The sequence below is a fragment of the Roseitalea porphyridii genome, assembly GCF_004331955.1.
GTDB lineage: Bacteria > Pseudomonadota > Alphaproteobacteria > Rhizobiales > Rhizobiaceae > Roseitalea > Roseitalea porphyridii.
In genome coordinates this window covers 661672-687818 of the sequence record NZ_CP036532.1, presented here as the reverse complement: position 1 = coordinate 687818, position 26147 = coordinate 661672, and the positions used below count along the sequence as shown (strand labels likewise).

Annotated in this window: 25 protein-coding genes; 7 read left to right on the top strand and 18 right to left on the bottom strand. The window is 67.2% G+C overall.

The window, feature by feature from the left end; all coding sequences use genetic code 11:
* Positions 1-32: 32 nt before the first annotated feature.
* Complete coding sequence (locus tag E0E05_RS03205) at positions 33-935, top strand: helix-hairpin-helix domain-containing protein (protein WP_244597899.1); 903 nt, start codon at positions 33-35, stop codon at positions 933-935.
* Between the two features lie 150 nt (positions 936-1085).
* Here E0E05_RS03205 and E0E05_RS03200 read toward each other — a convergent pair whose 3' ends face one another.
* Positions 1086-2021, bottom strand: coding sequence for a 2-hydroxyacid dehydrogenase (locus E0E05_RS03200; protein ID WP_244598040.1), 936 nt, complete (start codon positions 2019-2021; stop codon positions 1086-1088).
* A gap of 292 nt (positions 2022-2313) precedes the next feature.
* Between E0E05_RS03200 and E0E05_RS03195 the strand changes: the two genes are divergently transcribed.
* Entirely contained in the window at positions 2314-2859 is a 546-nt protein-coding gene (locus tag E0E05_RS03195) for an SH3 domain-containing protein (protein ID WP_131615407.1), read from the top strand.
* A gap of 55 nt (positions 2860-2914) precedes the next feature.
* Here the strand turns inward: E0E05_RS03195 and irrA are convergent, their stop codons facing one another.
* The gene (irrA, locus tag E0E05_RS03190) at positions 2915-3358 is read right to left on the bottom strand and encodes an iron response transcriptional regulator IrrA (RefSeq protein ID WP_131615406.1); all 444 of its coding nucleotides are present in this window, start codon (positions 3356-3358) and stop codon (positions 2915-2917) included.
* Positions 3359-3594: 236 nt separating this feature from the next.
* Between irrA and fabA the strand changes: the two genes are divergently transcribed.
* The 4 genes from fabA (at position 3595) to E0E05_RS03170 (ending at position 7867) form a co-directional block, all read left to right on the top strand.
* Positions 3595-4101: a 3-hydroxyacyl-[acyl-carrier-protein] dehydratase FabA gene (gene fabA, locus E0E05_RS03185; RefSeq protein WP_131615405.1), complete on the top strand. Its 507-nt coding sequence runs from the start codon at positions 3595-3597 to the stop codon at positions 4099-4101.
* A 26-nt stretch (positions 4102-4127) separates the two neighbouring features.
* Positions 4128-5348 (top strand): beta-ketoacyl-ACP synthase I, encoded by a 1221-nt coding sequence (gene fabB / locus E0E05_RS03180; RefSeq protein ID WP_131615404.1) that lies wholly within the window; start codon positions 4128-4130, stop codon positions 5346-5348.
* A gap of 26 nt (positions 5349-5374) precedes the next feature.
* Positions 5375-6181: an enoyl-ACP reductase FabI gene (gene fabI, locus E0E05_RS03175; RefSeq protein WP_131615403.1), complete on the top strand. Its 807-nt coding sequence runs from the start codon at positions 5375-5377 to the stop codon at positions 6179-6181.
* Between the two features lie 159 nt (positions 6182-6340).
* Positions 6341-7867: a putative bifunctional diguanylate cyclase/phosphodiesterase gene (locus E0E05_RS03170; protein WP_158629259.1), complete on the top strand. Its 1527-nt coding sequence runs from the start codon at positions 6341-6343 to the stop codon at positions 7865-7867.
* A gap of 6 nt (positions 7868-7873) precedes the next feature.
* On the opposite strand, the gene E0E05_RS03165 is transcribed toward E0E05_RS03170, so the two are convergent.
* The 13 genes from E0E05_RS03165 to rimP form a co-directional block, all read right to left on the bottom strand.
* Entirely contained in the window at positions 7874-8917 is a 1044-nt protein-coding gene (locus tag E0E05_RS03165; protein ID WP_131615401.1) for a class I SAM-dependent methyltransferase, read from the bottom strand.
* Between the two features lie 68 nt (positions 8918-8985).
* Positions 8986-11124, bottom strand: coding sequence for a polyribonucleotide nucleotidyltransferase (gene pnp, locus E0E05_RS03160; protein WP_131615400.1), 2139 nt, complete (start codon positions 11122-11124; stop codon positions 8986-8988).
* Between the two features lie 274 nt (positions 11125-11398).
* The gene (gene rpsO, locus E0E05_RS03155) at positions 11399-11668 is read right to left on the bottom strand and encodes a 30S ribosomal protein S15 (protein ID WP_131615399.1); all 270 of its coding nucleotides are present in this window, start codon (positions 11666-11668) and stop codon (positions 11399-11401) included.
* Between the two features lie 138 nt (positions 11669-11806).
* Complete coding sequence (locus E0E05_RS03150) at positions 11807-12274, bottom strand: GNAT family N-acetyltransferase (RefSeq protein WP_131615398.1); 468 nt, start codon at positions 12272-12274, stop codon at positions 11807-11809.
* A gap of 17 nt (positions 12275-12291) precedes the next feature.
* Positions 12292-13722, bottom strand: a complete 1431-nt coding sequence (locus E0E05_RS03145) for an aldehyde dehydrogenase family protein (protein ID WP_131615397.1) — start codon at positions 13720-13722, stop codon at positions 12292-12294.
* A 93-nt stretch (positions 13723-13815) separates the two neighbouring features.
* Entirely contained in the window at positions 13816-14754 is a 939-nt protein-coding gene (gene truB / locus E0E05_RS03140) for a tRNA pseudouridine(55) synthase TruB (protein ID WP_131615396.1), read from the bottom strand.
* A gap of 39 nt (positions 14755-14793) precedes the next feature.
* A complete protein-coding gene (locus E0E05_RS03135; RefSeq protein WP_244597897.1) occupies positions 14794-15135 on the bottom strand; it encodes an HNH endonuclease in 342 nt (113 codons plus the stop codon).
* Positions 15136-15141: 6 nt separating this feature from the next.
* Positions 15142-15528: a 30S ribosome-binding factor RbfA gene (gene rbfA, locus E0E05_RS03130; RefSeq protein WP_131615395.1), complete on the bottom strand. Its 387-nt coding sequence runs from the start codon at positions 15526-15528 to the stop codon at positions 15142-15144.
* Positions 15529-15535: 7 nt separating this feature from the next.
* The gene (locus E0E05_RS03125) at positions 15536-16849 is read right to left on the bottom strand and encodes a hypothetical protein (RefSeq protein ID WP_131615394.1); all 1314 of its coding nucleotides are present in this window, start codon (positions 16847-16849) and stop codon (positions 15536-15538) included.
* Positions 16850-16858: 9 nt separating this feature from the next.
* Positions 16859-19405: a translation initiation factor IF-2 gene (infB, locus tag E0E05_RS03120; RefSeq protein WP_131615393.1), complete on the bottom strand. Its 2547-nt coding sequence runs from the start codon at positions 19403-19405 to the stop codon at positions 16859-16861.
* A complete protein-coding gene (locus tag E0E05_RS03115; protein WP_244598039.1) occupies positions 19402-20079 on the bottom strand; it encodes an RNA-binding protein in 678 nt (225 codons plus the stop codon). Before E0E05_RS03115 ends, infB begins: the two co-directional genes overlap by 4 nt.
* Before the next feature lie 55 nt (positions 20080-20134).
* Positions 20135-21772, bottom strand: a complete 1638-nt coding sequence (gene nusA / locus E0E05_RS03110; RefSeq protein WP_131615391.1) for a transcription termination factor NusA — start codon at positions 21770-21772, stop codon at positions 20135-20137.
* Positions 21773-21783: 11 nt separating this feature from the next.
* Positions 21784-22425 carry a ribosome maturation factor RimP gene (gene rimP, locus E0E05_RS03105; RefSeq protein WP_244597895.1) on the bottom strand — a complete coding sequence of 214 codons (642 nt, stop codon included), beginning with the start codon at positions 22423-22425 and terminating at the stop codon, positions 21784-21786.
* 188 nt (positions 22426-22613) lie between these two features.
* Here rimP and E0E05_RS03100 point away from each other — a divergent pair, with 188 nt between their 5' ends.
* Positions 22614-23450 carry a polysaccharide deacetylase family protein gene (locus tag E0E05_RS03100; protein ID WP_131615390.1) on the top strand — a complete coding sequence of 279 codons (837 nt, stop codon included), beginning with the start codon at positions 22614-22616 and terminating at the stop codon, positions 23448-23450.
* On the opposite strand, the gene trmB is transcribed toward E0E05_RS03100, so the two are convergent.
* From trmB to E0E05_RS03085, 3 genes are all read right to left on the bottom strand, one after another.
* Positions 23451-24149, bottom strand: coding sequence for a tRNA (guanine(46)-N(7))-methyltransferase TrmB (gene trmB, locus E0E05_RS03095; protein ID WP_131615389.1), 699 nt, complete (start codon positions 24147-24149; stop codon positions 23451-23453).
* A gap of 16 nt (positions 24150-24165) precedes the next feature.
* The gene (gene metK / locus E0E05_RS03090; RefSeq protein WP_131615388.1) at positions 24166-25440 is read right to left on the bottom strand and encodes a methionine adenosyltransferase; all 1275 of its coding nucleotides are present in this window, start codon (positions 25438-25440) and stop codon (positions 24166-24168) included.
* 220 nt (positions 25441-25660) lie between these two features.
* A complete protein-coding gene (locus E0E05_RS03085; protein ID WP_131615387.1) occupies positions 25661-26074 on the bottom strand; it encodes a helix-turn-helix domain-containing protein in 414 nt (137 codons plus the stop codon).
* Positions 26075-26147 lie beyond the last annotated feature (73 nt).

Sequence of the window (26147 nt, the reverse complement as noted above, 5' to 3'; positions counted from 1 at the left end):
CATGGCGCCGACAAAGCCGAGGGGTTCGGACCATGTTCTTGTTCTTGATGATCTGCCTGGCCGTCGTCGCGATCGCGATCGTGGCGTGGCTCTATCTGCTGCTGTCGCGCAAGGCGCTCGACGGCTCCCTGCGACCGGACAACGAACAGGCGGGCAAGCCGCTGGTGCGGATGCCGGGAACGAGCCGGGCGGCCGCGAGCGGCGCCAAGGACTATGCGCTGCCCGACCCGGGCGGCGTGACGGCGAGGACGGGCGCACCGAGCCGCGCGGGCACCCCGGCGGCAGGCTCGGCGATGCCGGCCGAGACGGTTTCGACCGCGCCGTCGGCGGTCCCCGAACCGGCCGTGATCCGGACGACGACCACCGGCGACGCCGGCAAGGCCAAGCCGGCCAGGAAAGCCAAGTCCGCGGGCGCCACGGCCAAGACTGCCGGCGCGGCGTCAGCGACCGGCGGTACGGCCGCCAAGGGCAAGGCAGCCGGCACGAAGGGCAAGGCGGGGACGGGCGCCACGGCAGCAGGCGCAGCCGCCAAGCCGGCCAAGGGCAAAAACAAGGCGGCGACGGCCGGTACGACCTCGGCCAGCGCAGCCGCCAAGCCGGCAAAGAGCAAAGGAAAGGCGGCGACCAGCTCCGCCGCGGCAGGTGGCAAGGCCAAGCCCGCCGCCAAGGCTGCTGCCGCCAGCGCCGGCACGCCGCCGACCAAACCCGCTCCGGAAGGACCGCTTTTCACGGCGCCGACCGGCGCCAAGGACAAGCTCACCGACATCAAGGGCATCGGCCCGGTCGCCGAGCGCCAGCTCAACGAACAGGGCATCACCACGTTCGCCCAGATCGCGGCGCTGAGCGCGGCCGACATCCAGCGGATCGACGACTACATGCCGTTCAGCGACCGGCAGATCCGCGACTGGCAGGCCCAGGCCAAGAAGAAGGCCTGAGGCGGCAGGCAAGGCGACGGGCCGGCCCCTGATGGGCTGGCCCCGCCCTTTACGCCCGCTCGCGGGCGAACCAGCATTCAATCATCCGAGTGTTCCGGGGATCGGGGTGAACACGCCGCGGTCGCCTTGCCGAACTCGGCAAGGACGTGCCTAGACCATCGACGGCAGGACCCGGTCGGGCGGGCGGTCGCCGCTGGCCACCATGCGGATGTTGATGATCACCTTCTCACCCATCTCGATGCGGCTTTCGATCGTGGCCGAGCTCATGTGCGGCAGCAGCACGACCCGGCCCTTCTCGGCCAGCTTGCAGAGCCGCTCGTCGACCTTCGGCTCGTGCTCGAAAACGTCGAGACCGGCACCGGCAAGGCGGCCATCCTCGAGCAGACGGATCATCGCGTCCTCGTCGATGATCTCGCCGCGCGCGGTGTTGACCAGAAACGCGCTCGGCCGCAGCAGTTCGAGCCGGCGCGCCGACAGAAGGTGAAACGTCGCCGGCGTATAGGGGCAGTTGACCGAGACGATGTCCATGTGGGCCAGCATCTGGTCGAGGCTTTCCCAATAGGTGGCGCCGAGCTCTTCCTCGATCGCCTGGGCGGCCCGCTTGCGGTTGTGATAGTGGATCGCAAGCCCGAAGGCGCGCGCGCGCCGCGCGACGGCGATGCCGATCCGTCCCATGCCGACGATGCCAAGCCGCTTGCCGTGGATGCGGTGGCCGAGCATCCATGTCGGCGACCAGCCCGCCCAGCGATCCTCGCCCAGAAGGTAGCCGGCGCCCTCGACGATGCGGCGTGGCGCGGCGAGGATCAGCGCCAGCGTCATGTCGGCGGTGTCCTCGGTGAGAACGTTGGGCGTGTTGGTTACGAAGATGCCGCGCGCGTGGGCGGCGGCGACGTCGATATTGTCGACGCCATTGCCGAAATTGGCGATCAACTTCAGGCGCGGCCCGGCCGCCTCGATCAGTTCGGCGTCGATGCGGTCGGTTACCGTGGGAACCAGCACGTCCGCCTCGGCCATGGCGCGGGCCAGATCGTCGCGACCATAGGCGCGGTCATCGCCGTTCAGCCGCACGTCGAACAGTTCACGCATGCGCGCTTCGACCCGGTCCGGCAGGCGGCGCGTGACGACGACGAACGGCTTCTTGTCCAAGATTGAGACCTTTCCTTCGCCCCCGTTCCGCCGGCCGAGCGCGGGATCGGGACATCCGGCGGGGCCGCCGGTTCATGGCTTGTTAACCAACCCGTGCGACGGTCGACGCCGGTCAGGCAGACGCGCTCTGTCTAGCAAGCGCGCCCGCCGGTGCAAAGGGGTCTGCGCCCGTCCCGGGCCGCGCCCCGCGACGACACGGCGGCCGGTTCCCGCCGAAACCGATGGTGACACGATGCGTTGGGTTCTCATCGCCGCGCTGGCGTTCATTCCCTGCGGCCTGGCCGATGTCGCGGCCGCCCAGACGACAAGTTCGGTATCGCGCGGCCCGAGCGGCCTGCCGCTTCCGCGCTTCGTCTCGCTGAAGGCCGAGCGGGTGAACATGCGCGTCGGCCCGGGCAAGCAATATGCCGTGGCCTGGCGCTACATGAAATCGGGGCTGCCGCTCGAGGTGATCCAGGAATACGACAACTGGCGCCGCGTCCGCGATTCCGAAGGTGATACGGGCTGGATCCACGGCTCGCTGCTGTCGGGCACGCGGACCGTGATCGCGACGCCATGGCGCAATGCGCGCGACGCGCGCAGCGTGATCACGCTCTACAGCGAGCCGCGCGGCGGCGCCGATGCCGTCGCCATGCTGCAGCCGGGCGTGGTCGGCAGGGTGGAGGCTTGCGACGGCGCCTGGTGCGAACTGGAAGTGCGTCACGGCGACCGAACGCTGCGCGGCTTCACGGCGCAGGCGGACCTGTGGGGCGCCTACCCCGACGAGATCATCGAATAGGGACGGACCGTTCGTTCCGACGCAGCGGCAATACTGGAGAGGAAAAGACCGCGCTTCAGCGCCGGGTCTTGCGCGCCGGACGCAGGCGGATCACCACATCGACATTGGCGATTTCCATGCCCTCGGGCGGCGCGGGAAGGTTGTCGACCGTCACCGCGCCATCGGGCACGTCCATCACCTCGGCCGTATCCTCGAAGAAGAAATGGTGGTGGTCGGAGGTGTTGGTGTCGAAATAGGTGCGCTGACCCTCGACCGCGAGAATGCGCAGAAGACCGGCCTCGGTGAACTGGTGCAGCGTATTGTAGACCGTCGCCAGCGACACCGGTATGCCGTTGTCGACCGCCTGCCGGTGCAGATCCTCGGCCGCGATGTGCCGGTCCTGCTCGCCGAACAGCATCGACGCGAGCGCAACGCGCTGACGCGTCGGCCGCAGACCGACGCCCTGGAGCAGGTCTCGCGTATCGGGCCTTTCGATGTCGGCGCCGCGGGTCTGGGTCATCGTCGATCCCGGATTCGATCCCAAAAACAGCTTTGCGGGCAGGGATTTCCCCTGTCACCACGAACCATTTTCATATATTCGCAATGGCGCGCATTCGCAATAGCGCCAATCGGAGCGGGCCTTGCGGCATGTTGCCCCGACGCGTAGGGAGCGCGGACAGGGCGCACGACCAAACCGGCCGGACCGGCTGCCGAGCTCGCCCGAAAAGAACAATCGATCGGAGGTCTCCCAGCGGCATGGCCGACCAGAAATCCAGCTACACCTACGAGGAAATTCTCGAATGCGCGCGCGGCGAGCTCTTCGGACCGGGCAACGCGCAGCTTCCCGCCCCGCCCATGCTGATGTTCAACCGGATCACGCATGTTTCCGAAGAGGGCGGCGCCCACGACAAGGGCCAGATCCGCGCCGAGTTCGACATCACGCCGGACCTTTGGTTTTTCGACTGCCATTTCATCGGCGATCCGGTGATGCCCGGCTGCCTCGGCCTTGACGCGCTTTGGCAGCTGACCGGCTTCTACCTCGGCTGGCTCGGCGAGCCGGGCAAGGGGCGCGCCCTGTCGACGGGCGAGGTCAAGTTCACCGGCATGGTCACGCCCGACAACAAGCTGGTCGAGTACGGCGTCGATCTGAAACGGGTGCGCCGGGGCCGGCTGGTGCTCGGCATCGCCGACGGCTGGATGAAGGCCGACGGCGAGACCATCTACCAGGCCAGCGACCTGCGCGTCGGCCTGTTCCAGGCCTGACGCCGGCACAGAAACGGGAAACCATCATGAAACGCGTCGTCATCACCGGCATGGGGATCATCTCGTCCATCGGCAACGACACGGACGAGGTTCTGGCCTCGCTGCGCGAGGCGCGCTCAGGCATCAGCCACGCGCCGGAATATGAGGAACTGGGCTTCAAGTGCCACGTGCATGGCGCGCCCTCGCTCGATCCGTTCGAGGTGCTCGACCGGCGCGAGGCGCGGTTCCTTGCGCGGGGCTCGGCCTGGAACTTTCTTGCCATGCGCCAGGCGATCGAGGATGCCGGGCTCGGCGAGGATCTCGTTTCGAACGAGCGCACCGGCATCATCATGGGTTCGGGCGGGCCGTCCACGCGGACCATCTTCGAAGCGGCCCTTCTGACCCAGAAGAACAATTCGCCCAAGCGGATCGGCCCGTTCGCCGTCCCCAAGGCGATGAGCTCCACCGCTTCGGCGACGCTGGCGACGCCGTTCAAGATCAAGGGCATCAACTATTCGATCTCGTCGGCGTGCGCGACCTCGAACCACTGCATCGGCAACGCCTACGAGCTGATCCAGATGGGCAAGCAGGACATGGTGTTCGCCGGCGGCAGCGAGGACCTCGACTGGACCATGTCGAACCTTTTCGACGCGATGGGTGCGATGTCGACCAAGCACAATGGGACGCCCGAAACCGCCTCGCGCGCCTATGACGTCAGCCGCGACGGTTTCGTCATCGCCGGCGGCGCCGGGGTCCTCGTGCTCGAGGAACTCGAACACGCAAAGGCGCGCGGCGCGAAGATCTACGGCGAGATCGTCGGCTACGGGGCCACCTCGGACGGCTACGACATGGTCGCCCCTTCGGGCGAGGGCGCGGTGCGCTGCATGAAGATGGCGCTGTCGACCATCGACGGGACCGTCACCTACATCAACACGCACGGGACCTCGACGCCGGTCGGCGACGAGCGCGAGATCGACGCGATCCGCACCGTGTTCGGCGAGACGATGCCGCACATCTCCTCGACCAAGTCCCTGACCGGCCATTCGCTCGGCGCGACCGGCGTTCAGGAGGCGATCTACACGCTGTTGATGATGAACAACAAATTCATCTGCGAGAGCGCTCATATCGACGAGCTCGATGAGAAGTTCGACGGCGTTCCGATCGCCCGGTCGCGGCTCGACGACGTGGACTTCGACATCGCCATCTCCAATTCGTTCGGATTTGGCGGCACCAACGCGACGCTGGCCTTCCAGCGCTACGACCAATAACCAAAAAGCGGAAGCGGGAGACAGCGATGGCGGGACTGATGGCCGGAAAACGCGGCCTGATCATGGGGGTCGCCAACAACCATTCGATCGCCTGGGGCATCGCGCGGGCGGTGGCCGAACAGGGCGCCGAACTGGCCTTCACCTACCAGAGCGATGCGCTGGGCAAGCGCGTCAAGCCGCTGGCGGCCGAGGCGGGCTCGAAGCTGGTCATGCCCTGCGACGTCGAACGGGTGGAGACCGTCGCCGAAGTGTTCGAAACGCTGAAGAACGAATGGGGCACACTGGACTTCGTGGTCCATGCGATCGGCTTCACCGACCGTTCGCAGCTCAAGGGCCGCTATGTCGACGTGACCACGCGCGAGAATTTCGTGCGGACCATGGTGATCTCGGCCTATTCGTTCACCGAGGTCGCCCAGCACGCCGCGGACATGCTCAACCCGGGCGGATCGCTGCTGACGCTGACCTATGGCGGTTCGACGCGGGTGATGCCCAACTACAACGTGATGGGGGTGACCAAGGCGGCGCTCGAGGCGAGCGTGCGTTATCTGGCCGCCGATTTCGGCGGCCAGGGCGTCCGGGTGAACGCGCTGTCGGCCGGTCCGGTCCGCACGCTGGCCGGCGCGGGCGTCTCGGATGCCCGGCTGATGTACAATTTCCAGCAGAAGAATTCTCCGCTGGCGCGTGCGGTCGACCTCAAGGACATCGGCGGGGCCGGCCTGTACCTTCTGTCGGACCTTTCAAGCGGCGTGACCGGCGAGATCCACTATGTGGACAGCGGCTACAACATCGTCTCCATGCCCCGGCTCGACGAGTTGCGGCGCACCGAGGAATAGGCCGGTCGAACGGCCCCGCCCGCGCGTCCGCAGGGGTCCGCATTTCATCCCTTCTTAGGGATTTGGTGCGACTTTTTGCGTGATGAGGGCATCATGAAGCGCACCACCGTTCCCCAGCGGACCAGGATATTCCGGGCAGTTACGATTTTCGCGAGCGGCATGGGCGCCGCGATGCTGGCCCTTTGGGCGCTGGACATGGTCGGCCTGACGCTGAATTCGTACCGCGAGGCGGCGACCTTCGGTGCGATCGTGCTCGGCCTCGCATCGCTTGCAGGCGCCGGCACGGCTCATGCCTATTTCGTCGGCAGCGACGACACGACCGAGGCCTACGAGGAGATCCTCAACACCGATCCGGTCACCGGCCTTCTGTCGCGCAAGGGGCTCGCCAAGGCGTTGCCCGACTATGTCGGCAAGCAGGGCGGGCCGACCCGGATGAACCGGTACTTCCTGATCAGTCTCGACTTCGACACGCTGCGCGACTTCAACGAGATCTACGGCGTCGAGACCGGGGACTCGCTGCTGCGCGTCTTCGGCGAACGCCTGCGCCGGGTGGTCGGCGAGACGGGCCTCGTCGCGCGCACGAGCGGGGGCGAGTTCGTCGTTTCGCTGGGCGTCAATCACGACGAGCGCGAACTGCGCGCGGCCGTCGACGCGCTGCTCGGCGTTCTCGCGCTGCCCGTCCGCGTCGGCAAGGCCTCCCACTCGGTGTTCTGGAACGCCGGAGTGGCGGAGGTGCACCAGTCGCGGCCGTCGCTGGAGCGCATCCTGCGTCACGCCAACCTGGCGCGTTCGACTTCGCGCGCGGCCGGACGCGGCACATGGTCGATCTACCACCCGGAGATGAGCCAGATGGCGGCCTACCGCCACTGGGTCGAGGCCGAACTCTACGGCGCCCTGCAGCGCGACGAGTTGTCGTTGCATTATCAGCCCAAGGTGCTGGCGGCGACGGGCGAAACGATCGGCTACGAGGCGCTGTTGCGCTGGAACCATCACCAGAAGGGCTCGATCCCGCCGTCCGAATTCATCCCCGTTGCCGAACAGTGCGGCCTGATCCAGCAGATCGGCGATTTCGTGTTGCGCCGGGTCTGCGAGGATCTGGGCAAACTTCCCGACCACATCACCGTGTCGGCGAACGTGTCGGCCGCGCAGTTCAACCGCGACGGCTTCGTCGCCAATCTGGGGCGGCTTCTCACCGAGACCGAGACCCGGCCCGAGCGGCTGGAGATCGAGGTCACAGAGACGCTGCTGATCCGCAATCTCGCCGAGGTGCGCCGGATCATGAACGGTCTGCGCGAACTGGGCATCTCGCTTGCGATCGACGATTTCGGCACCGGCTATTCGAACCTGTCGACGCTGAGCGAACTGCGCTTCAACACGCTGAAGATCGACAAGTCGTTCGTCGACCGGCTGACCGAGAGCGACGATTCGGCGAGCGCCATGGTCGCCTCCATCGTCGGCATGGCCCGGTCGATCGATGCCGGCGTGGTCGCCGAGGGCGTGGAAACTCAGGAGCAGTTCACCCTGCTCAAGGCCGCCGGCTGCACGGTCATGCAGGGCTATCTGTTCGGCAAGCCGATGCCGCTTTCGGCGATCAAGGCGCGTGCCGGCGAGGCCCGCGCGACCGGCGATGCGAACATGCCGTTCCTCGCCAGCGACAATGAAGAGCTTCTTGCGGCCACCGGCTGAGCGGCCTCAGCGCCGGCGCCGGCCCGTTTCGGCCCCGCGCCGCACACCACCCGCCTCGATCACCTTGTAACCGTCCGCTTCGGCGTGCGTGCGCACGTCGGCGAAACGCTCGGCGAGCGTGCGTTCATAGGGCAGCTGCCGGTTGGCGACCATCAGCAGCCGGCCGCGCGGCGCAAGTGCATCGGCGGCAGCTTCGATGAAGCGTCGACCCAGTTCGGGCTCCCCTGCCCGACCGGTGTGGAACGGCGGGTTCATGACGATCCAGTCGAACGGGCCGGGCACCGGCTCGGCGGTGACGTCCCGCCACAGACCGGTAACCGGAACCGCGCCCGCCAGCGGCTCGACATTTTCGAGCGCGGCCTCGAGCGCGGGCTTGTAGGCCTCGACCAGCGTCAGCGCGGACGGCCTGCCGGCCTGCAGGACCCTGGCCGTAAGAAAGCCCCAGCCGGCGCCGAGATCGGCGACCGTGCCGGTCACGCGCGCGTCGATCGATCGGGCCAGAAGCACCGAACCGGCGTCGATGCCGTCGGCCGAGAACATGCCCGGCGCGGCGGCCATGCCGGGGGCCGGTTCGGTGCGTGCCAGGACGACGTCTTCGAAAGCGGCGGCCTCGGCCGCAAACCAGAACAGTTGCGCGTGATGCTTGGAGAGCGCGCCCGAAACGTCGAGCCGTCCTTTGACCCATTTGCGTGCGCTCGCCGCGCCGACCATCTTATCGCCGGCGACCAGAACCGGCGCGCCGGCGCGGACCAGACGCGCCGCCCGGGCGATGCGGGCCTCGTTCAACCGGCGGTGCCGGCCGAGCAGAACCATCGCACCGTCGAAACGGCCGGCGGGCGCATCGTCGATCGCGGGAGCGACCGCAAGACCCGCCCTTTCGAGCGCCAGAAAGGCTGGCCGCTCGGGCTGTTCGCAGACGAGTTCGGCATCGGCGAACAGCATCGCCAGCGTCTGGTCGGCGACCGCGTTCAGGAACACCCAGCGCCCGGTCGGCGTCGGCAGTGCATCACGCGCGAACGGCAATGCAAGCGTGCCAGCGGCCCTGTCCATGCGCCCTTCTCCATGAAAAAACGCGGGAGCGATGCCCCCGCGTTCGTCGTTTCAGTGTGCTGCCGGGATCACTCCTCGGCCGCTTCCTTCTTCTTGCGCTCGATCTCCTTGCCGGTCTCCTGATCGACGACCTTCATCGACAGGCGCACCTTGCCGCGCTCATCAAAGCCCATCAGCTTGACGTAGACCTTGTCGCCTTCCTTGACGACATCGGTGGTCTTGCCGACGCGCTCCTGCGCAAGCTGGGAGATGTGGACCAGCCCGTCCTTGGGACCGAAGAAGTTCACGAACGCGCCGAAGTCGGCGGTCTTGACGACCGTGCCCTGGTAGATCTCGCCCACTTCCGGCTCGGCGACGATCGTGTGGATCCACTGCTTGGCGGCCTCGATCTCCTTGCCCGAGGACGAGGCGATCTTGACCGTGCCGTCGTCCTCGATGTTGATCTTGGCGCCCGTCTTCTCGACGATCTCGCGGATGATCTTGCCGCCCGCGCCGATCACGTCGCGGATCTTGTCGACCGGAATGTTCATCACCTCGATACGCGGGGCGAATTCGCCAAGTTCCGCACGGCTCTCGGACAGGGCGCTCGCCATCTCGCCGAGAATGTGGCTGCGGCCGCCCTTGGCCTGGCCGAGTGCGACCTTCATGATCTCCTCGGTGATGCCGGCGATCTTGATGTCCATCTGCAGCGACGTGATGCCCTTTTCGGTGCCGGCCACCTTGAAGTCCATGTCGCCCAGATGGTCCTCGTCGCCCAGAATGTCCGACAGGACGGCGAAGTCGTCGCCTTCCAGGATCAGGCCCATGGCGATGCCGGCGACCGGCGCCTTGATCGGCACGCCCGCATCCATCAGCGCCAGCGAGGTGCCGCAGACGGTCGCCATCGAGGACGAGCCGTTGGATTCGGTGATCTCGGAGACCACACGCAGCGTGTAGGGGAACTCCTCGGCTTCGGGCAGCACCGGGTGGACGGCGCGCCATGCCAGCTTGCCGTGGCCGATCTCGCGGCGGCCCGGCGAGCCCATGCGGCCGGCTTCACCGACCGAATAGGGCGGGAAGTTGTAGTGCAGCAGGAAGTTTTCCTTGTAGGTGCCCGTCAGCGCGTCGACGAACTGCTCGTCCTCGCCGGTGCCGAGCGTGGCGACGACCATCGCCTGCGTCTCGCCGCGGGTGAAGATGGCCGAACCGTGCGTGCGCGGGAAGACGCCGACCTCGGAGACGATCGGGCGGACGGTTTCCAGATCGCGGCCGTCGATGCGCTTCTTGGTCTTCAGGATGTTGCCGCGCACCACCTTGGCCTGCAGCGACTTGAAGACCGACTTGATCTGCTCGGGGTTCCAGGCCGGGTCCTCGGCGCCTTCGGGATAGAGCGTTTCGAAGACCTTGCGCATGGCCGCGTCGACGGCCTCGTAGCGCGCGCCCTTGTCGGTGATCTGGTAGGCCTCGGCGAGTTCGTCCGAGATCAGGCCGCTCATGGTGGCTTCGAGTTCGGACAGATCCTCGGGCTGGTAGTCGCGCGGTTCCTTGGCGGCGACCTCGGCCAGCTTGATGATCGCGTTGATCACCGGCTGGAACGCCTTCTGGCCGAACATGACGGCGCCGAGCATGGTGTCCTCGTCGAGTTCGCCGGCTTCGGATTCGACCATCAGCACGGCATCGGAGGTGCCGGCGACGACGAGGTCGAGATTGGTCTCGACCATCTCGTCGATGTGCGGGTTGAGCACATATTCGCCGGAGATGTAGCCGACGCGGGCCGCGCCGATCGGACCCATGAAGGGCACGCCCGAAAGGGTCAGCGCGGCCGAGGCGCCGATCATGGCGACGATGTCGGGATCGTTTTCGAGGTCATGCTGCAGCACGGTCAGAACGACCTGCGTCTCGTTCTTGTAGCCGGGCGCGAACAGCGGCCGGATCGGCCGGTCGATCAGGCGCGAGGTCAGCGTTTCCTTTTCGGTCGGACGGCCCTCGCGCTTGAAGAAGCCGCCCGGGATCTTGCCGGCGGCGAAGGTCTTTTCCTGGTAGTTGACGGTCAGCGGGAAGAAGTCCTGGCCGGGCTTTGCATCCCTTGCCGAGACCACGGTGGCGAGAACGATCGTCTCGCCATAGGTGGCCAGCACGGCGCCATCGGCCTGCCGTGCGATCTTGCCCGTTTCCAGGGTGAGCGTGCGCCCGCCCCATTCCAGTTCAACTTTGTGGTGATCGAACATGTCTTGTCCTTTGTATGCGGCGCGCCGCCGGCCTTGCGGCCAGCGCGCCATGGGTCAGCGATCGAACTGAGCCCGGGCAAGACGACTGGATGCTTGTTGCAGCGTGGCGCTCGAGCGCCCCTTTATCCAAGCAGCCGGCAATCCTGCCCCGCGGCTCCAACTCGGTTCGGTGGCCGGCACGCCGCTGGTTGCGTGCGCGCCGGCCGGTCCAGGCGTTTGTCCCCCGCCTGAATAGGGCAAGGGCGGGCTCCTTGCCGGAGCCCGCCCGAATTCGTCAGCGGCGGATGCCCAGTTCCTTGATCAGGGACTGGTAGCGTTCCTCTTGCTTGCCTCGGAGATAGTCGAGCAGCTTGCGGCGCTGCGACACCATCTTCAGAAGACCACGACGGGAATGGTTGTCCTTCTTGTGGTCCTTGAAGTGCTCGGTGAGGTTGTTGATCCGCTCGGTGAGCACGGCGACCTGAACTTCCGGCGAACCGGTGTCGCCCGACTTGGTGGCGAACTTCTGGATCAGCTCGGCCTTGCGCTCGGCAGTGATCGACATCGGACTTCCTTTCTTGATCGGGAGGATTGGGACGCCCATTGCCGGGATGTCGTCCAGCAAGGGCCAAGGGCGCGGCCGAGAACGGCGGCGCTGGCGGCGCTATAGTGGAAAAGGCAAGGAAACGCAAACCTGTTTCATTCAGTCCAGTGTCCGCGTCATGAAGTAGGAGTGCGGGTCGGGGCCATAGTCGCCGAACGGGCCGCATTCGACGAACCCGAAGCGGCGGTAGAGTTCCTGGGCCGGCCGGAAATGGTCGGTCTGTCCCGTCTCAAGGCTCAGCCTTGTCATGCCGCGCGCCCGCGCCTGGTCGATCAGATGGGCGACCAGCGCCCGGCCGATGCCCCTGCCGCGCATCTGTTCGACCGTGTGCGCCGACTTGATCTCGCCATGGCCGCCGCCGAGGTCCTTCAGGGCGATGCAGCCGACCAGTCCGCCGTCGATCCACGCGCTCCAGAAGGTGATGGCCGGCACCCGCAGCGCGTCCAGATCGAGCGCGTAGACACTGCCGGCCGGCGTGACCGCGAACATGTGGTCGAGATGCCGCGTCAGAAGCGCGGCGATCTCGGGGCCACGCAGATCATCGGTGCGGATGTCGATCGCGGTCATCGCATCTGGCCTGCCGGTCAGTAGCGCTGGCTGAGCACCTTGACCTCGGTGAAGTCCTCAAGGCCCCACACGCCGCCCTCGCGGCCATTGCCGGACTGCTTGTAGCCGCCGAACGGATGGCCGGCCGAAAGGCCCGCCCCGTTGACGCGCACCATCCCTGCACGCAGCCGGCGGCCGACGCGGTCGCCCCTTTCGGCGTCGCCGGTCCACAGATAGGCGGCAAGACCGTAGGGCGTGTCGTTGGCGATCGCGACCGCCTCGTCCTCGCCGCCCGAGAACGGGATCATCGACAGGACCGGCCCGAAGATCTCCTCGCGGGCGATGGTCATGTCGTTGCTCACGTCGGCGAAGACGGTCGGCCTTGCATACCAGCCGCGATTGAAGCCCTCGGGACGGCCGGGCCCGCCGGCGACGATCCGGGCGCCCTCGGCGATGCCGGTCTCGATCAGGCCCTGGACCTTGTCGAACTGGGCGGCCGAGACGAGCGGGCCGATATGGTCGCCGGCCTCGCGCGGATTGCCGACAGTGATGCTCTCGGTGACATCTTTGGCCAGGCCTACCGCCTCCTCGTAGACATCCTGCTCGACGATCATGCGCGAGGGCGCGTTGCAGGACTGGCCGGTGTTCTCCATCATCGCGGTCACGCCGCGCCTGACCGCCTTCTGCAGATCGGCGTCGGCGAAGACGATGTTCGGCGATTTGCCGCCGAGTTCGAGCGTGACGCGCTTGATCGAGCCGGCCGCCCCGCGCATCACCGCGCTGCCGGCCCGCGTCGAGCCGGTGAAGCTCATCATGTCGATGCCCGGATGGTTGGACATGGCTTCGCCGACGGTCGGTCCGTCGCCGTTAATCAGGTTGAACACGCCTGCGGGGAAGCCGGCCTCGTCCATCAACTCGGCCCAGACCAGCGCCGACAGGGGCGCGATCTCGGAGGGCTTGAGCACGCAGGTGCAACCGGCGGCGACCGCCGGAATGACCTTCAGCGCGATCTGGTTGATCGGCCAGTTCCATGGCGTGATCAGCCCGACCACGCCGACCGGTTCGCGCACGATCGTCTCGCGGTCGGTGAATTTCTCCTCCCAGGCGAATTCGTCCATCGCCTTCAGGAAGCCCTTCAGGTGCCAGGGCCCCGCCCCCACCTGCTCGCCCCTGGCGAAATCGATCGGCGCGCCCATCTCCAGCGAGATCGCCTCGGCCAGATCGTCATGGCGGCGCTTCATCACCTCGCCGAGCTTTTCGAGCAGGGCCCGCCGCTCGGCGAGCGGCGTCGCCGCCCAGCGCGGGAATGCGGCGCGCGCGGCCACGACGGCGCGGTCGACATCGGCGGCGGTGCCGAGCGAAATCACCGCGCATGCCTCTTCGGTCGCCGGATCGTGGACGTCGCAATCGTTCGGCTGGGTCGGATCGACCCACTTGCCATCGATGTAGAACTGGCGTTTTTCGATCATCGGATACTCCGGTCGGAATGGGGGTTTGAGCGAATCCTTGGCGCGCCGGCGCGGCGAATGCAATCGCCGCCGGGCACGATTCTTGTCACGGTCTCAAAGCCTGAAGACGCGCTTGGGCCGGAACGCGCCCCGGGCGATCTCGCCGATCGCCAGGAGCCGGTCCTTGTGGAAGGCGCAGGCCTCGTCCTCGGCGACCGGTGCGTCGCGCCCGCGCAACAGGGCCGGATTGCCGAGCCTGACCTTCTGCGCCTGCTCGTCGCCCAGATCGACGCGGGGGAACCCCTCCATCGCCTCGCCCGTGTCGAGAAGAAACGCATCGAGCGCGGCATGGCGCGCGCCTTCCCCGTCTCCCGCCTCCCCGGCGGCCGCGCTCAGTTCGTCGAGCGTGACCACATCCTCCTCGTCGAACGGCTCGACGAAGGTGCGCCGCAGCGCCGCCACATGGCCGAAGCAGCCGAGCACACGGCCCATGTCGCGGGCGAGCGCGCGCACATAGGTGCCCTTGCCGCATTCGACGTCGAAGCTGGTCGTCTGATCGTCATGGGCGACGATCGCGAGCGTGTCGATCTCCACCTCGCGCTCGGCGATCGCGGCTTCCTCGCCCTGCCGGGCCAGCGCATAGGCCCGCTCGCCATCGACCTTGACGGCGGAGAATTGCGGCGGGGTCTGGCGGACCTTGCCGACGAAGTCCGGCAGGATCGCCTCGACCGCCTCGCGCGAAGGCCGGTCGTCCGATCGCGCCACCGTTTCGCCCTCGGCGTCGTCGGTCGTGGTCTGCGCGCCCCAGCGGACCGAGAACCTGTAAGCCTTGGTGCCGTCCATCACGTAGGGCACGGTCTTGGTGGCCTCGCCCAGCGCGATCGGCAGGATGCCGGTGGCGAGCGGGTCGAGCGTGCCGGCGTGTCCGGCCTTCTGCGCACCGAACAGCCATTTGACCTTCGAGACGGCCTGGGTCGAGCCCATCTCGAGCGGCTTGTCCAGGACCAGCCAGCCGGAGACGGCGCGGCCCTTCTTCTTGCGTTGGCGGCTCATGGTCGGAACGTCGCGGAGGGTTGGTTCATGGACAAGGTTTCAGGGCCGCGCGCGGCGGGTCGGTGCGTGGAAGTCGGGCGGCTTGCCGGCGATCCAGCGCAGGAAGGTCGCTATGTCCGGCTGGCACCGCAACCGCTCCACGTTCCAACCGATATCGGCGAGCGCCCGGTTGGACAGGTTTGCATGAAGGGTGGCGTGGCAGATCGGGTGTATCGGCACCGTGTCGCGGCCGCCGCGGCTCTTCGGGACCGGGTGATGCCACTGGACCCTGCGTCCGAGCGGCCGGCCGCAAAGCCAGCAGCCGCCGGACACCCGCTCGGCCCTGCGCGTGCCGGCACTGCCGCTGAAGGGCCCCTGCACGGTGCGGTCGCGGCGCGCCATGCCGGCTCACTCATCATCATCGAGATCCCGCGCCACGGCGGGCGATCTGAGCAGCGCGTCGACGCGGTCGAAATTGTCGAAGCTCGTGTCGGCGCGGAAGCGGAACTCGGGCATGAACTTCATCTGGCCAAGCTCGGGCGACAGCCGGCCCCGGATGAACCGGGCATTTCGGGCCAGCGCCTTGACGATGGGTTGCTGGTCGTCGCGGCCGAGCGCGGTGACATAGGCGGTCGCGATCCTCAGGTCGGGCGACATGCGCACCTCGTTGACCGAGACGACCACGCCGTCCAGATCGGGATCGGCGATCTCGCCGCGCTGCAGCAGGCCGGTCAGGGCATGACGCACATGTTCGCCGACGCGAAGCTGACGTTGGGTGGGAGCGGAACCTGCCATAACGCCCTCAGTTGAACCACACAGCGGAACCGAAGAGGCCGCGCCGGCCCAGTGCCCTGCGGGTCTGCTGCCATTCCTCCATGTCGATGACATCACCGTTCCGCGCATAGGGGATCAGAGCAGAGCCGGTGAGAAGAAGAACAAGGTCGAACCGGTCGCCGCGCTCGAAGAAGGCGCGCATGTCCAGACCGAACCCGACGCCCTCGTTTCGCGCAATATCGGCTGCCGCGCGAGAGGTGGACAGTCGGAAGTGCGGGACAAGAAGCTCACCCTGCAGCACTGCCTCGAAGAGGTCGAGCGCCTCCAACCAGGCCTCGGCCGCCTCAGCCGTGACGACAACGCCCTCCACCGGGTGGCTTCCTCCCTGCTGTGGACCGGGCAGCCATTCGCGGTCGGCGTCGGTCTCCGCGCCGATCGCGGCCCAGTTCGCACGGCTCAGTTCGATCACGTCCAGAAGGCGCGTGCGAACCGCCGCGCGCCGCTCGGGCGCAATGACCTCAAAGTCGATCAGATGCAGCAGCGCGACGAGGTCGAAGATCCGGCCGTCTGACCAGGGGTCCTGGCCGCCCTCTTGTTCCGGCACCAGGTAGCCGGCAAGCGGCAGGTCGGCGTCGGGGAAGGCCGCGTGCATGGTCGTCTCGAACGCGCGCCTGAAATCATGCGCCAAAACGAAGTCGAGATGCGCCATCAGCAGATTGGCATAGCCCTCAAGCCAGATCGCGTCGGCATTGTCATAGGCGAACACGAGCTGCGCTTCACCGGCATTGCCCCGCAGCATCCGCAGCGCCAGCGCGACCGCCTTCAGGTTGGCCTCGGGCGGGATGACCTCGGCACCGGTCAGGTTCAGTCTCGTTTGCTGCATGTCGGAGACGATCTTGAAGCCCACATCCGGTTCGACCGTCGAGAGCGTGGCCCGGGCAAGATCGAGGTCGGCATGAAACGTCTCCAGCAACTGCCGGAACGCTTCGTAATCGAGGGGCTCTGGATCGGGATTGGGCGGAAGCGGCAAGCGGAACAACATCACCATAGTCCCGCCGCTGCGCATGCCGTGCCGGTGAAGCCCCTGTGCGAGGTTCTCGATCGCAGCGAAGAACTGCGCGCTGCCCAGAACAAACCGGGCCGCGTTGTCGTCTTCTGCAAGACGGGTGATCTCGGCGAAGGCGTCTGACCGCCCGGTCTGCGTCGATGCACCGAAATAGGCAGCCGAAAGCGCCTGGACATCGGCGGTATCGGACTGCGCATGAGCAAACCCCGCAAGCGAGGCCGTCGTGGCGGCGGTGACAACAAGCCGCTGCGCCACTGCTTTGGCACGAGCCAGCATGAGCAGCTCCTAAAGCGTCCGGGCGACTTCCTCGACGCGGAAGCACTCGATCACGTCGCCGGCGCGGATGTCCTCGTAGTTCTCGAATGCCATGCCGCATTCCTGGCCGACGGGCACTTCGCTGACCTCGTCCTTGAAGCGCTTGAGCGTCTTCAGCTTGCCTTCGTGGATGACGACGTTGTCGCGGATCAGGCGCACGCCAGCGCCGCGCTCCACCTTGCCCTCGGTGACCTGGCACCCGGCGACCTTGCCGACCTTGGTGATGTTGAACACTTCGAGGATCTCGGCATTGCCGAGGAAGGTCTCGCGGCGTTCGGGCGACAGCAGGCCCTCCATCGCCGCCTTCACATCATCGAGCAGGTTGTAGATGATGTTGTAGTAGCGGATCTCGACGCCGGACTGTTCGGCCAGGGTGCGGGCCTGCTTGTTGGCGCGCACGTTGAAGCCCATGATCGCCGCGCCGGTGGATTCGGCGAGCGAGACATCGGTCTCGGTGATGCCGCCGGCGCCCGAATGGACGATCCGCGCCTGCACCTCGTCGGTGCCCAGCTTTTCGAGCGCGCCGAGGATCGCCTCGACCGAGCCCTGAACGTCGCCCTTGATGACGAGCGGGAATTCGGCCGTCTCGCTGGCCTGGGCGGCCGCCATCATCTGCTCGAGCGAGCCGCGCGCGCCGGCCTGGCGGGCCACGGCGATCTCGCGCGCCTTGCGCTGGCGGTACTCGGAGATCTCGCGGGCGCGCGCCTCGCTGTCGACCACGGCGACCTTGTCGCCGGCCTGCGGGGTCCCGTTCAGCCCGAGAATCTCGACCGGCAGGGACGGTTCGGCCTCGGCGAGCTGATCGCCGCGATCACTGATGATCGCGCGCACCTTGCCCCACTCGTCACCGGCGACGACGATGTCGCCGGTGCGCAGCGTGCCGGCCTGCACGAGCACGGTCGCGACCGCGCCGCGGCCCTTGTCGAGCTTGGCTTCGACCACGACGCCCTCGGCGGTGCGGTCCGGATTGGCCTTCAGCTCGAGGATTTCGGCCTGCAGCAGGATGGCGTCGAGCAGGCCGTCGAGATTGGTGCCCTTGAGCGCGGAGACCTCGACATCCTGGGTTTCGCCGCCCATCGATTCAACGAACACCTCGTGCTGCAGCAGTTCGGTGCGCACCTTGCTGGCATCGGCGTCGGGCTTGTCGATCTTGTTGATCGCCACGATCATCGGCACGCCGGCCGCCTTGATGTGATTGATGGACTCGATGGTCTGTGGCATCACGCTGTCGTCGGCCGCCACCACCAGAATGGCGATGTCGGTCGCCTGCGCGCCGCGTGCGCGCATGGCGGTGAAGGCCGCGTGGCCGGGTGTGTCGAGGAAGGTGACCCTCTGGCCGTCCTTTTCCACCTGATAGGCACCGATGTGCTGGGTGATGCCGCCGGCCTCGCCGGAGACCACGTTGGCGTTGCGGATCGCGTCGAGCAGCGACGTCTTGCCGTGGTCGACGTGGCCCATGATGGTGACAACGGGCGGACGACCCTTGAGGTCCTCGGGCTTGTCCTCGATGTTGAAGATGCCCTCCTCGACGTCGGATTCCGAGACGCGCTTGACCGTGTGGCCGAATTCCTCGGCGATCAGTTCGGCGGTATCGGCGTCGATCAGGTCGCCGGGCTTCATCATCTGGCCCTGCTTCATCATGAACTTGACCACGTCGACGGCCCGTTCGGTCATGCGCTGAGCCAGTTCCTGGATGGTGATCGTCTCGGGCAGGGTGACCTCGCGCGAAATCTTCTCGCGCGGCTCCGACGAGCCCATCTGGGCGCGCTTGATCTTCTCCTGGCGGCGGCGCATCGCCGACAGCGAACGCGCGCGGCCTTCGCCGTCGCCGGTCACGTTGGCGAGCGTCAGCTTGCCGCGACGCCGGTTGTCCTCGCGCCCGCGTGACGGCTTGGGGGCGGCATCGGCCTTGGACGGGCGTTTCGCCGCACCGCCACGCCGGTCGCCCTGCTCGTCGTCGCGCTGGGCGTCGGCGGCCGGCTTTTCGGGCGCACGGCGGGCGCCTTCCTGTTCCGCCTTCAGCGCGGCCTGCGCCTTGGCTTCGGCTTCGGCCGCCAGGCGTGCCTGCTCGGCCTTTTCGGCTTCCTCGCGCTCGATGCGTTCACGCTCGGCACGCTCGAGTTCTTCCTTGCGACGCTGTTCGTCGGCATGGAACTTCTCGCGGTCCTCGGCCTCGCGGGCCTTGGCCTGCTCAAGGGCACGCCGGCGCGCGTCGATCTCGCTCTGGGAAAGCTCCTTGAGCACGGCACCGCCGCGATCGGCGGACTCGGCGGGCTTTTCGGCGGACGGTTCGGGTGTCTCGGGCGCGGGGCGCGCGCGCGGCTTCAGACCACCGGCAAGCGAGCCCGAAGCCGGCTTCTCCGCCGGCTTGGTGAACTTGCGCTTGCGGGTCTCGACGACAACGGTGTTGGTGCGTCCGCCGCCCATCTTCTGGCGCACGGTGCCCTTGCCGCCGTCGCGTCTCAGCGAAAGCGTGCGGCCAGCCGTCTTCTTGTCGTCCGATGTCGTATCACTCATTCCTGATCCGTTTCCTTCGCGGTCCCATGCCCGCCGGCAGCTACAGCCAAATGACCGGTGTCCGCGCCCGCCGCCCGCGGGCGCCCATCCGAACCAGTCCTGTAGTCGCGCAGTGCTTCGAGCCGCCGCAATGCGGCATGGCCACCCCTGCCGTCAAGCACGGCTGCATGTATTACATTACCACCCCCGAATGCCAAACCCATTTGTTCGGCGCTCAGGAGCATGAAGACCGGCACATCGGACCCACCCAGATGCACCGTGGCACGCCGTGCCTGGTCCAGCTTGCGCACCCCGTCGGCGGCGGCCTCACCGGCGTGCAAGAGCGCGATCGCGCGGCCCGCGCGCAGGGTCTTGTCCACCTGCATCGCGCCGGAGACGAGATCGCCGGCCTTGCGGGCCATGGCGAGCGCGCCGGTCGTCTGCCGCGTCAGGAGCGCATCGACCATCCCCGCCAAATCGTCGGGGACCGTCACCTTGCGCCGGAGCGCCCGGGAGAACAGGTTCCTGGCGGCGGCCTTCTCAATATAGGAACGGCGGGCCGAAACCCAACAGCCGCGACCGGGCAGCGAGCGCTTGAGGTCGGGCACGACGATGCCGTCGGGCCCGGCGACGAACCGGATCAGCCCGTCAGGATCGGCGCTCTCGCCCGTGACGATGCATCGGCGATCGTTCATCGCGCTGTCCGCCGCGTCCTGCACCATGCCGGAGAGCCATCTCCCGAACCCCGGCTTACGCCGGAGCTCCTTCGGTGGTCGGGGCCTCGGCGGCTTCGCCCTCGGCACCCTCCTCGACTTCCTCGGCATATTCGGCGGCAAGGTCCTCCTCGGTGATCCAGCCGACCGCCAGGCGCGCCGACAGGACCATTTCCTCGGCCTCCGCACGGGTCGTGCCGAACGGCGTGAACGTGCCCTCGTAGATCTTGGTCTCGCCGTCGACGCGCTCGCGCCAGCCGACCAGATCATCCACCGCGCAGCCGGCGAAGTCCTCGAGCGACTTGATGTCGTCCTTGCCGAGCGCGACCATCATGGCGGTGGTCACGCCGGGGACCTCGCGGATTTCGTCGGCGACGCCCAGTTCCTTGCGCTTGGCATCGTTTTCGGCCTCGATCCGGTCGAGATGCTCGCGGGCGCGGGCCTGGATCTCCTCGGCGGTCTCCTCGTCGAAGCCCTCGATCGAGGAGACTTCCTCGGAGTCCACGAAGGCCACTTCCTCGATCGAGGAAAAGCCCTCGGAGGCCAGCACCTGGCCGACCATCTCGTCGACGTCGAGCGCGTCCATGAACAGCTGGGTGCGTTCGGTGAATTCCTTCTGACGACGGGCCGATTCCTCGTCCTCGGTGAGGATGTCGATGTCCCAGCCGGTCAGTTGCGAGGCAAGCCGGACGTTCTGGCCGCGGCGGCCGATGGCCAGCGAAAGCTGCTCGTCGGGCACCACCACCTCGATGCGCTCGGCATCCTCGTCGAGCACGACCTTGACCACCTGGGCCGGCTGCAGCGCGTTGACGATGAAGGAGGCTGCATCGGGCTGCCAGGGGATGATGTCGATCTTCTCGCCCTGCAGTTCGCCGACGACGGCCTGCACGCGGCTGCCGCGCATGCCGACGCAGGCGCCGACCGGGTCGATCGAGGAATCGTTGGAGATCACGGCGATCTTGGCGCGCGAGCCGGGGTCGCGGGCGACCGATTTGATCTCGATGATGCCGTCATAGATTTCGGGCACTTCCATCTGGAAGAGCTTGGCCATGAACTGCGGATGGGTGCGCGACAGGAAGATCTGGGGACCACGCTGCTCGCGGCGCACGTCGTAGATGTAGGCGCGCACCCGGTCGCCGTAGCGGTACATCTCGCGCGGGATCAGTTCGTCGCGGCGGATGATGCCCTCGCCGCGGCCCAGATCGACGATGACGTTGCCATATTCGACCCGCTTGACCGTGCCGTTGACGATCTCGCCGACCCGGTCCTTGAACTCCTCGTACTGCTTGTCGCGCTCGGCCTCGCGCACCTTCTGGACGATGACCTGCTTGGCCGACTGCGCCGCGATGCGGCCGAAGTCGAGCGGCGGCAGCGGCTCGGCGATGAAGTCGCCGAACTGGGCGTCCGGGTTCTTGGCGCGCGCCTCTTCGAGCGCGATCTGGTTGTCGGGGTTCTCGACCTCCTCGACCACTTCCATCAGCCGCTGCAGCTTGATCTCGCCGGTCTTGGCGTTGATGTCGGCGCGCACATTGGTCTCCTGCCCGTAGCGCGACTTGGCGGCCTTCTGGATCGCGTCGGCCATCGCGCCGATCACGATGTCCTTGTCGATCAGCTTTTCGCGCGCGACCGCGTCGGCGATCTGCAGCAGTTCGAGCTTGTTTGCACTGACGGCCATGTTCGTCTCCCTTAGGATACTTCCGGGTCCGGCCCTTCGCCGGAGAATTCGTCGAATTCGTCTTCAAGGCCGCGCGCGGCGCGGGCCGCCTTGTCCGCCTTCAGCGAGGCGCGGATCAGATCGTCGGTCAGGATCAGCCGTGCATCGGCGATCGCGTTGAACGGGATCTGGTTGGTGTTCTCGTCACCCATCGAGGGCTGGTCGCGGAACAGCGTCACGGCCTGATCGTCGACATCGGTGATCGTGCCGCGGAACCGCTTGCGGCCGCCCACCAGAACGGACGTCTCCACCTTCGCGATGTGGCCGCGCCAGCGGGCGAAGTCGGACCGGCGCACGAGCGGCCTGTCGATGCCCGGCGAGGACACTTCGAGATGATAGGCGCGGTCGATCGGATCGTCGACGTCGAGGATCGGCGAGATCATGCGGCTGAGCGCCTCGCAGTCCTCGACGGTCATCGTGCCGTCGGCCCGCTCGGCCATGATCTGCAGCGTCGCGCCGTTCTGGCCGGACAGGCGCACGCGCACCAGCCGGAACCCTTCGGCGTTCATCACCGGCTCGATCCGGGCGGCGACGCGCGCATCCACCCCGGTCTCGGTGACCAAGCGGGGTTCGTCGTCGGTGATCGGTGGCCAGTCGGCTTGGTTCGGCGTCACGGTCTTCCGGAATATAAAAAAGAGCGGGTCCGGCGGGCCCACTCTTCGTCAATGACCAAGATGTAATCGCCATATACGCCGAGCGGGGCCCGGTTGCAAGAGGCCGCGCGGCGCTGTGGCGCCAGTGTTTGTTAACCATGCCGGTTTACCATGCGTGGCGAGTTCGTCCGTCAAGCGTGGTTTGCGTCATGAGTTCTGCGTTCGCCCGGCCCCTCAGGCTCTTTGTCCTGTTGGCGGTGCTCGCCGCCTTTCCCACCGCCTGCGCCCGTAATCCCGGGCCCGAACCGGCGGCTGTGACCGAGGCCGGCTTCGCGCCGGGTCGGGTCGACCGGGAACAGAACCAGCGAACCCTCGATACGCTGCGCCGCACGCCGCTGACCGGCCGCGTCATGCGGGTCGGCACGATCGAGGACATCAGGCTCGCGCCGGGCGAGGTCATCCTGACGTTCGATGACGGCCCGGCCGGCGGCAACACGCGCCGCATCCTCGACGCGCTCGACGACAAGGGCGTCAAGGCGACCTTCCTGATGGTCGGCGAGATGGCGCGCAGCCGGCCAGGGCTGGCGCGTGAAGTGGTCGCACGCGGCCACACGGTGGGCAGCCACACCCATGGCCATCCCAACCTCGCCGCGATGAGCCACGGCCGGGCGATCGACGAGATCGCGCGCGGCGAACGGGCGCTGCGCGAGGCGGGGATCGACGACGTGCCGTTCTTCCGCTTTCCCTATCTGGCCGACACGGCCGCGCTCAGGCGGCATCTGGCCGAGCGCGGGATCGTCGTGCTCGATGTGGACATCGATTCCAAGGACTATTTCAGGATCAGCCCGGCCCGCGTCGCCTCGCAGACGATGGCGCGCCTGCGGGGGCGCGGCTCCGGCATCATCCTGTTCCACGATCTGCACGCGCGCACCGCGACGATGCTGCCCAGCTTCCTGAACATGCTGGAGCGCGAGGGCTACCGGGTCGTCGCGCTCAGGCCGGCCCGCGAGGGCCCGCCGACGGCGATCCTGGCCGGCAGCCGCTGATCAGCGGCGCTCGAAGGTCAGATAGGCCGGGGCGCGGCCTTCGCGCAGCGCCTTTTGCTCATAGCGCGTGCCGGGCCAGTGCGGGTACGGCTCGCGCCAGTCCGCCGCGCGCCGCGCGGTCCAGGCGAAATCGGCATGCCGGTCGATGTGCCGCAGCGTCCAGTTGACGTAGCTGTCGATGTCGGAGGCGAAGCGAAAGATGGCGCCGGGCTTCATGACGCGGGCGAACCGGTCGAGATTGACCGGGTTCACGAACCGACGCTTGAAGTGCTTCTTCTTCGGCCAGGGGTCCGGATAGAGCAGATCGATCCCGTCGACGCACGCATCGGGCAGCCAGTCGAGCAGTTGCGTGGCGTCGTCGTCGTGAAGGCGGATGTTGTGGGGCCCGGTCCCGTCGATCGCCGCCACCAGTTTGGCCATCGAATTGACGAAGGGTTCGACGCCGATGAACCCGGCCGTGCGCCGGCGCTGCGCATGGGCGAGCAGGTGCTCGCCGCCGCCAAAGCCGATCTCGACGATGATCGTTTCGGGCCGGTGCGGAAACAGCGTCGCCGGATCGGCGGGCGGCGGGCGCTGGAGATCGATCTTGAGTTCCGGCAGCAGCCGTTCGAGCGCTTCGGCCTGACGCCCGCGCAACGGCTTGCCGCGCCGCCGTCCGAAGAAGGCCTCGGTGGCGCGGCTTGGGTGGTCATCTGCCATCGCGCCGGGGCGCCGGTCAGGCCGCCTGCTTGACCGCCTGGCGCAGCGACTTGACCAGATCGGTCTTCTCCCAGGAGAACGATCCGTCGCGGCCGGGCTTGCGGCCGAAGTGCCCGTAGGCGGCCGTCCTGGCGTAGATGGGCCGGTTCAGGTTGAGGTGGCGACGGATGCCCGAGGGCGACAGGTCGATCACCTCGCGGATCGCCGCCTCGATCGCCTCGTCGGGGACTGAGCCGGTGCCGTGGGTGTTCACGTAGACCGAAAGCGGCTGGGCCACGCCGATCGCATAGGAAAGCTGGATGGTGCATTTGCCGGCAAGGCCGGCGGCGACCACGTTCTTTGCCAGATAGCGGGCGACATAGGCGGCGGAGCGGTCGACCTTGGTCGTGTCCTTGCCCGAGAAGGCGCCGCCACCGTGGGGCGCGGCGCCGCCATAGGTGTCGACGATGATCTTGCGGCCGGTCAGGCCGGCATCGCCGTCAGGGCCGCCGATGACGAACTTGCCGGTCGGATTGATGTACCACACGCAGTCGTCGGCGATCGGCAGGCCGTCCAGCGCCTGGCGGATATAGGGCTCGACCACGGCGCGCACCTTGCGCGAATCCCAGTCCTCGTCGAGATGCTGGGTCGACAGGACGATGCTGGTGACTTCGGCCGGCTTGCCGTCGCGGTAGCGCACGGTGACCTGCGACTTGGCGTCCGGGCCAAGCCGGGCAGCCTCGCCGTCGCCGGTCTTGCGGGCATCGGCGAGCAGTTCGAGAATCTTGTGAGCGTAGTAGATCGGCGCCGGCATCAGTTCGGGCGTCTCGTCGCAGGCAAAGCCGAACATGATGCCCTGATCACCGGCCCCCTCGGCGCCCTGCGCGTCGGCGGCGCTGTCGACGCCCTGCGCGATGTGGGCCGACTGGGCGTGCAGCAGCACGTCGATCTTGCAGGTCTTCCAGTGGAAGCCGTCCTGCTCGTAACCGATGTCGCGGATCGCCCGGCGCGCGGCCGAACGGAAGCGGCCCGGCGCGATCGCCGGTTCGCCATTGGGCAGGGTGACGACGTTGCCCTGCTTGTCCTTCTTGAAGAAGGTGTCGGGCACGCGGACCTCGCCGGCGATAACGACCCGGTTGGTGGTGGTCAGCGTCTCGCAGGCCACGCGCACCTTCCACAGCGCCTCGTCGCCCTGCTTGCGCGCCTCGCGATAGATCAGGTCGACGATCTCGTCGGAGATGCGGTCGCAGACCTTGTCGGGGTGCCCCTCGGACACCGATTCGCTGGTGAAAAGATAGTCCTGGCGCGCCATCGCGTTCTCTTCGCCCCTCTGCTGGCCGATCGGTCGGGCGGACGCCCGATCGCGCCGTCGTTACGGGACAAGCAAGGTGAGGTCAAGCCGGCGCACAACAATACAAAGATATAAGCATAAGCGCATATCCTCTGACATGGCAGGGCTTCACGCGGCCTGTCGCGATCGCGGAAGCGATCGCTCCGGCGTTCGAAACGGGTCGGGCGCAAGGGGAAAGGTCCTAGCCTTCTTCCTCGGCGAGCGTGCGCACCAGGTCGATGATGCGGCGCCGGACCTTCGGATCGGTGATCTTCACGAAGGCGCGGTTGAGCTGCAGGCCCTCGGAGCTCGACAGGAAGTTGACCACATAGGTGGCCGCGTTCTCTTCCATGCCCGAACCGCTTTCGGCTCCCTGCTCGCCGGGCGCATCCTCGAAGAAGAAGGAGACGGGCACGTTGAGGACCGCGGAGATGTTCTGCAGGCGGCTGGCGCCAACGCGGTTGGTGCCCTTTTCATATTTCTGGACCTGCTGGAAGGTGATGCCGAGGCTTTCGCCCAGCCTCTCCTGGCTCATGCCCAGCATCGTGCGCCTCAACCGGATGCGACTTCCGACATGGATATCGATCGGGTTGGGTTTCTTTTTCTTGGCGTTCATCCTGCGTCCCGCAACTGCCCCTGTGACACCGTCGGTTCAGGACCAGAAACCGCGCCGACGCGTTCCCCCAAAC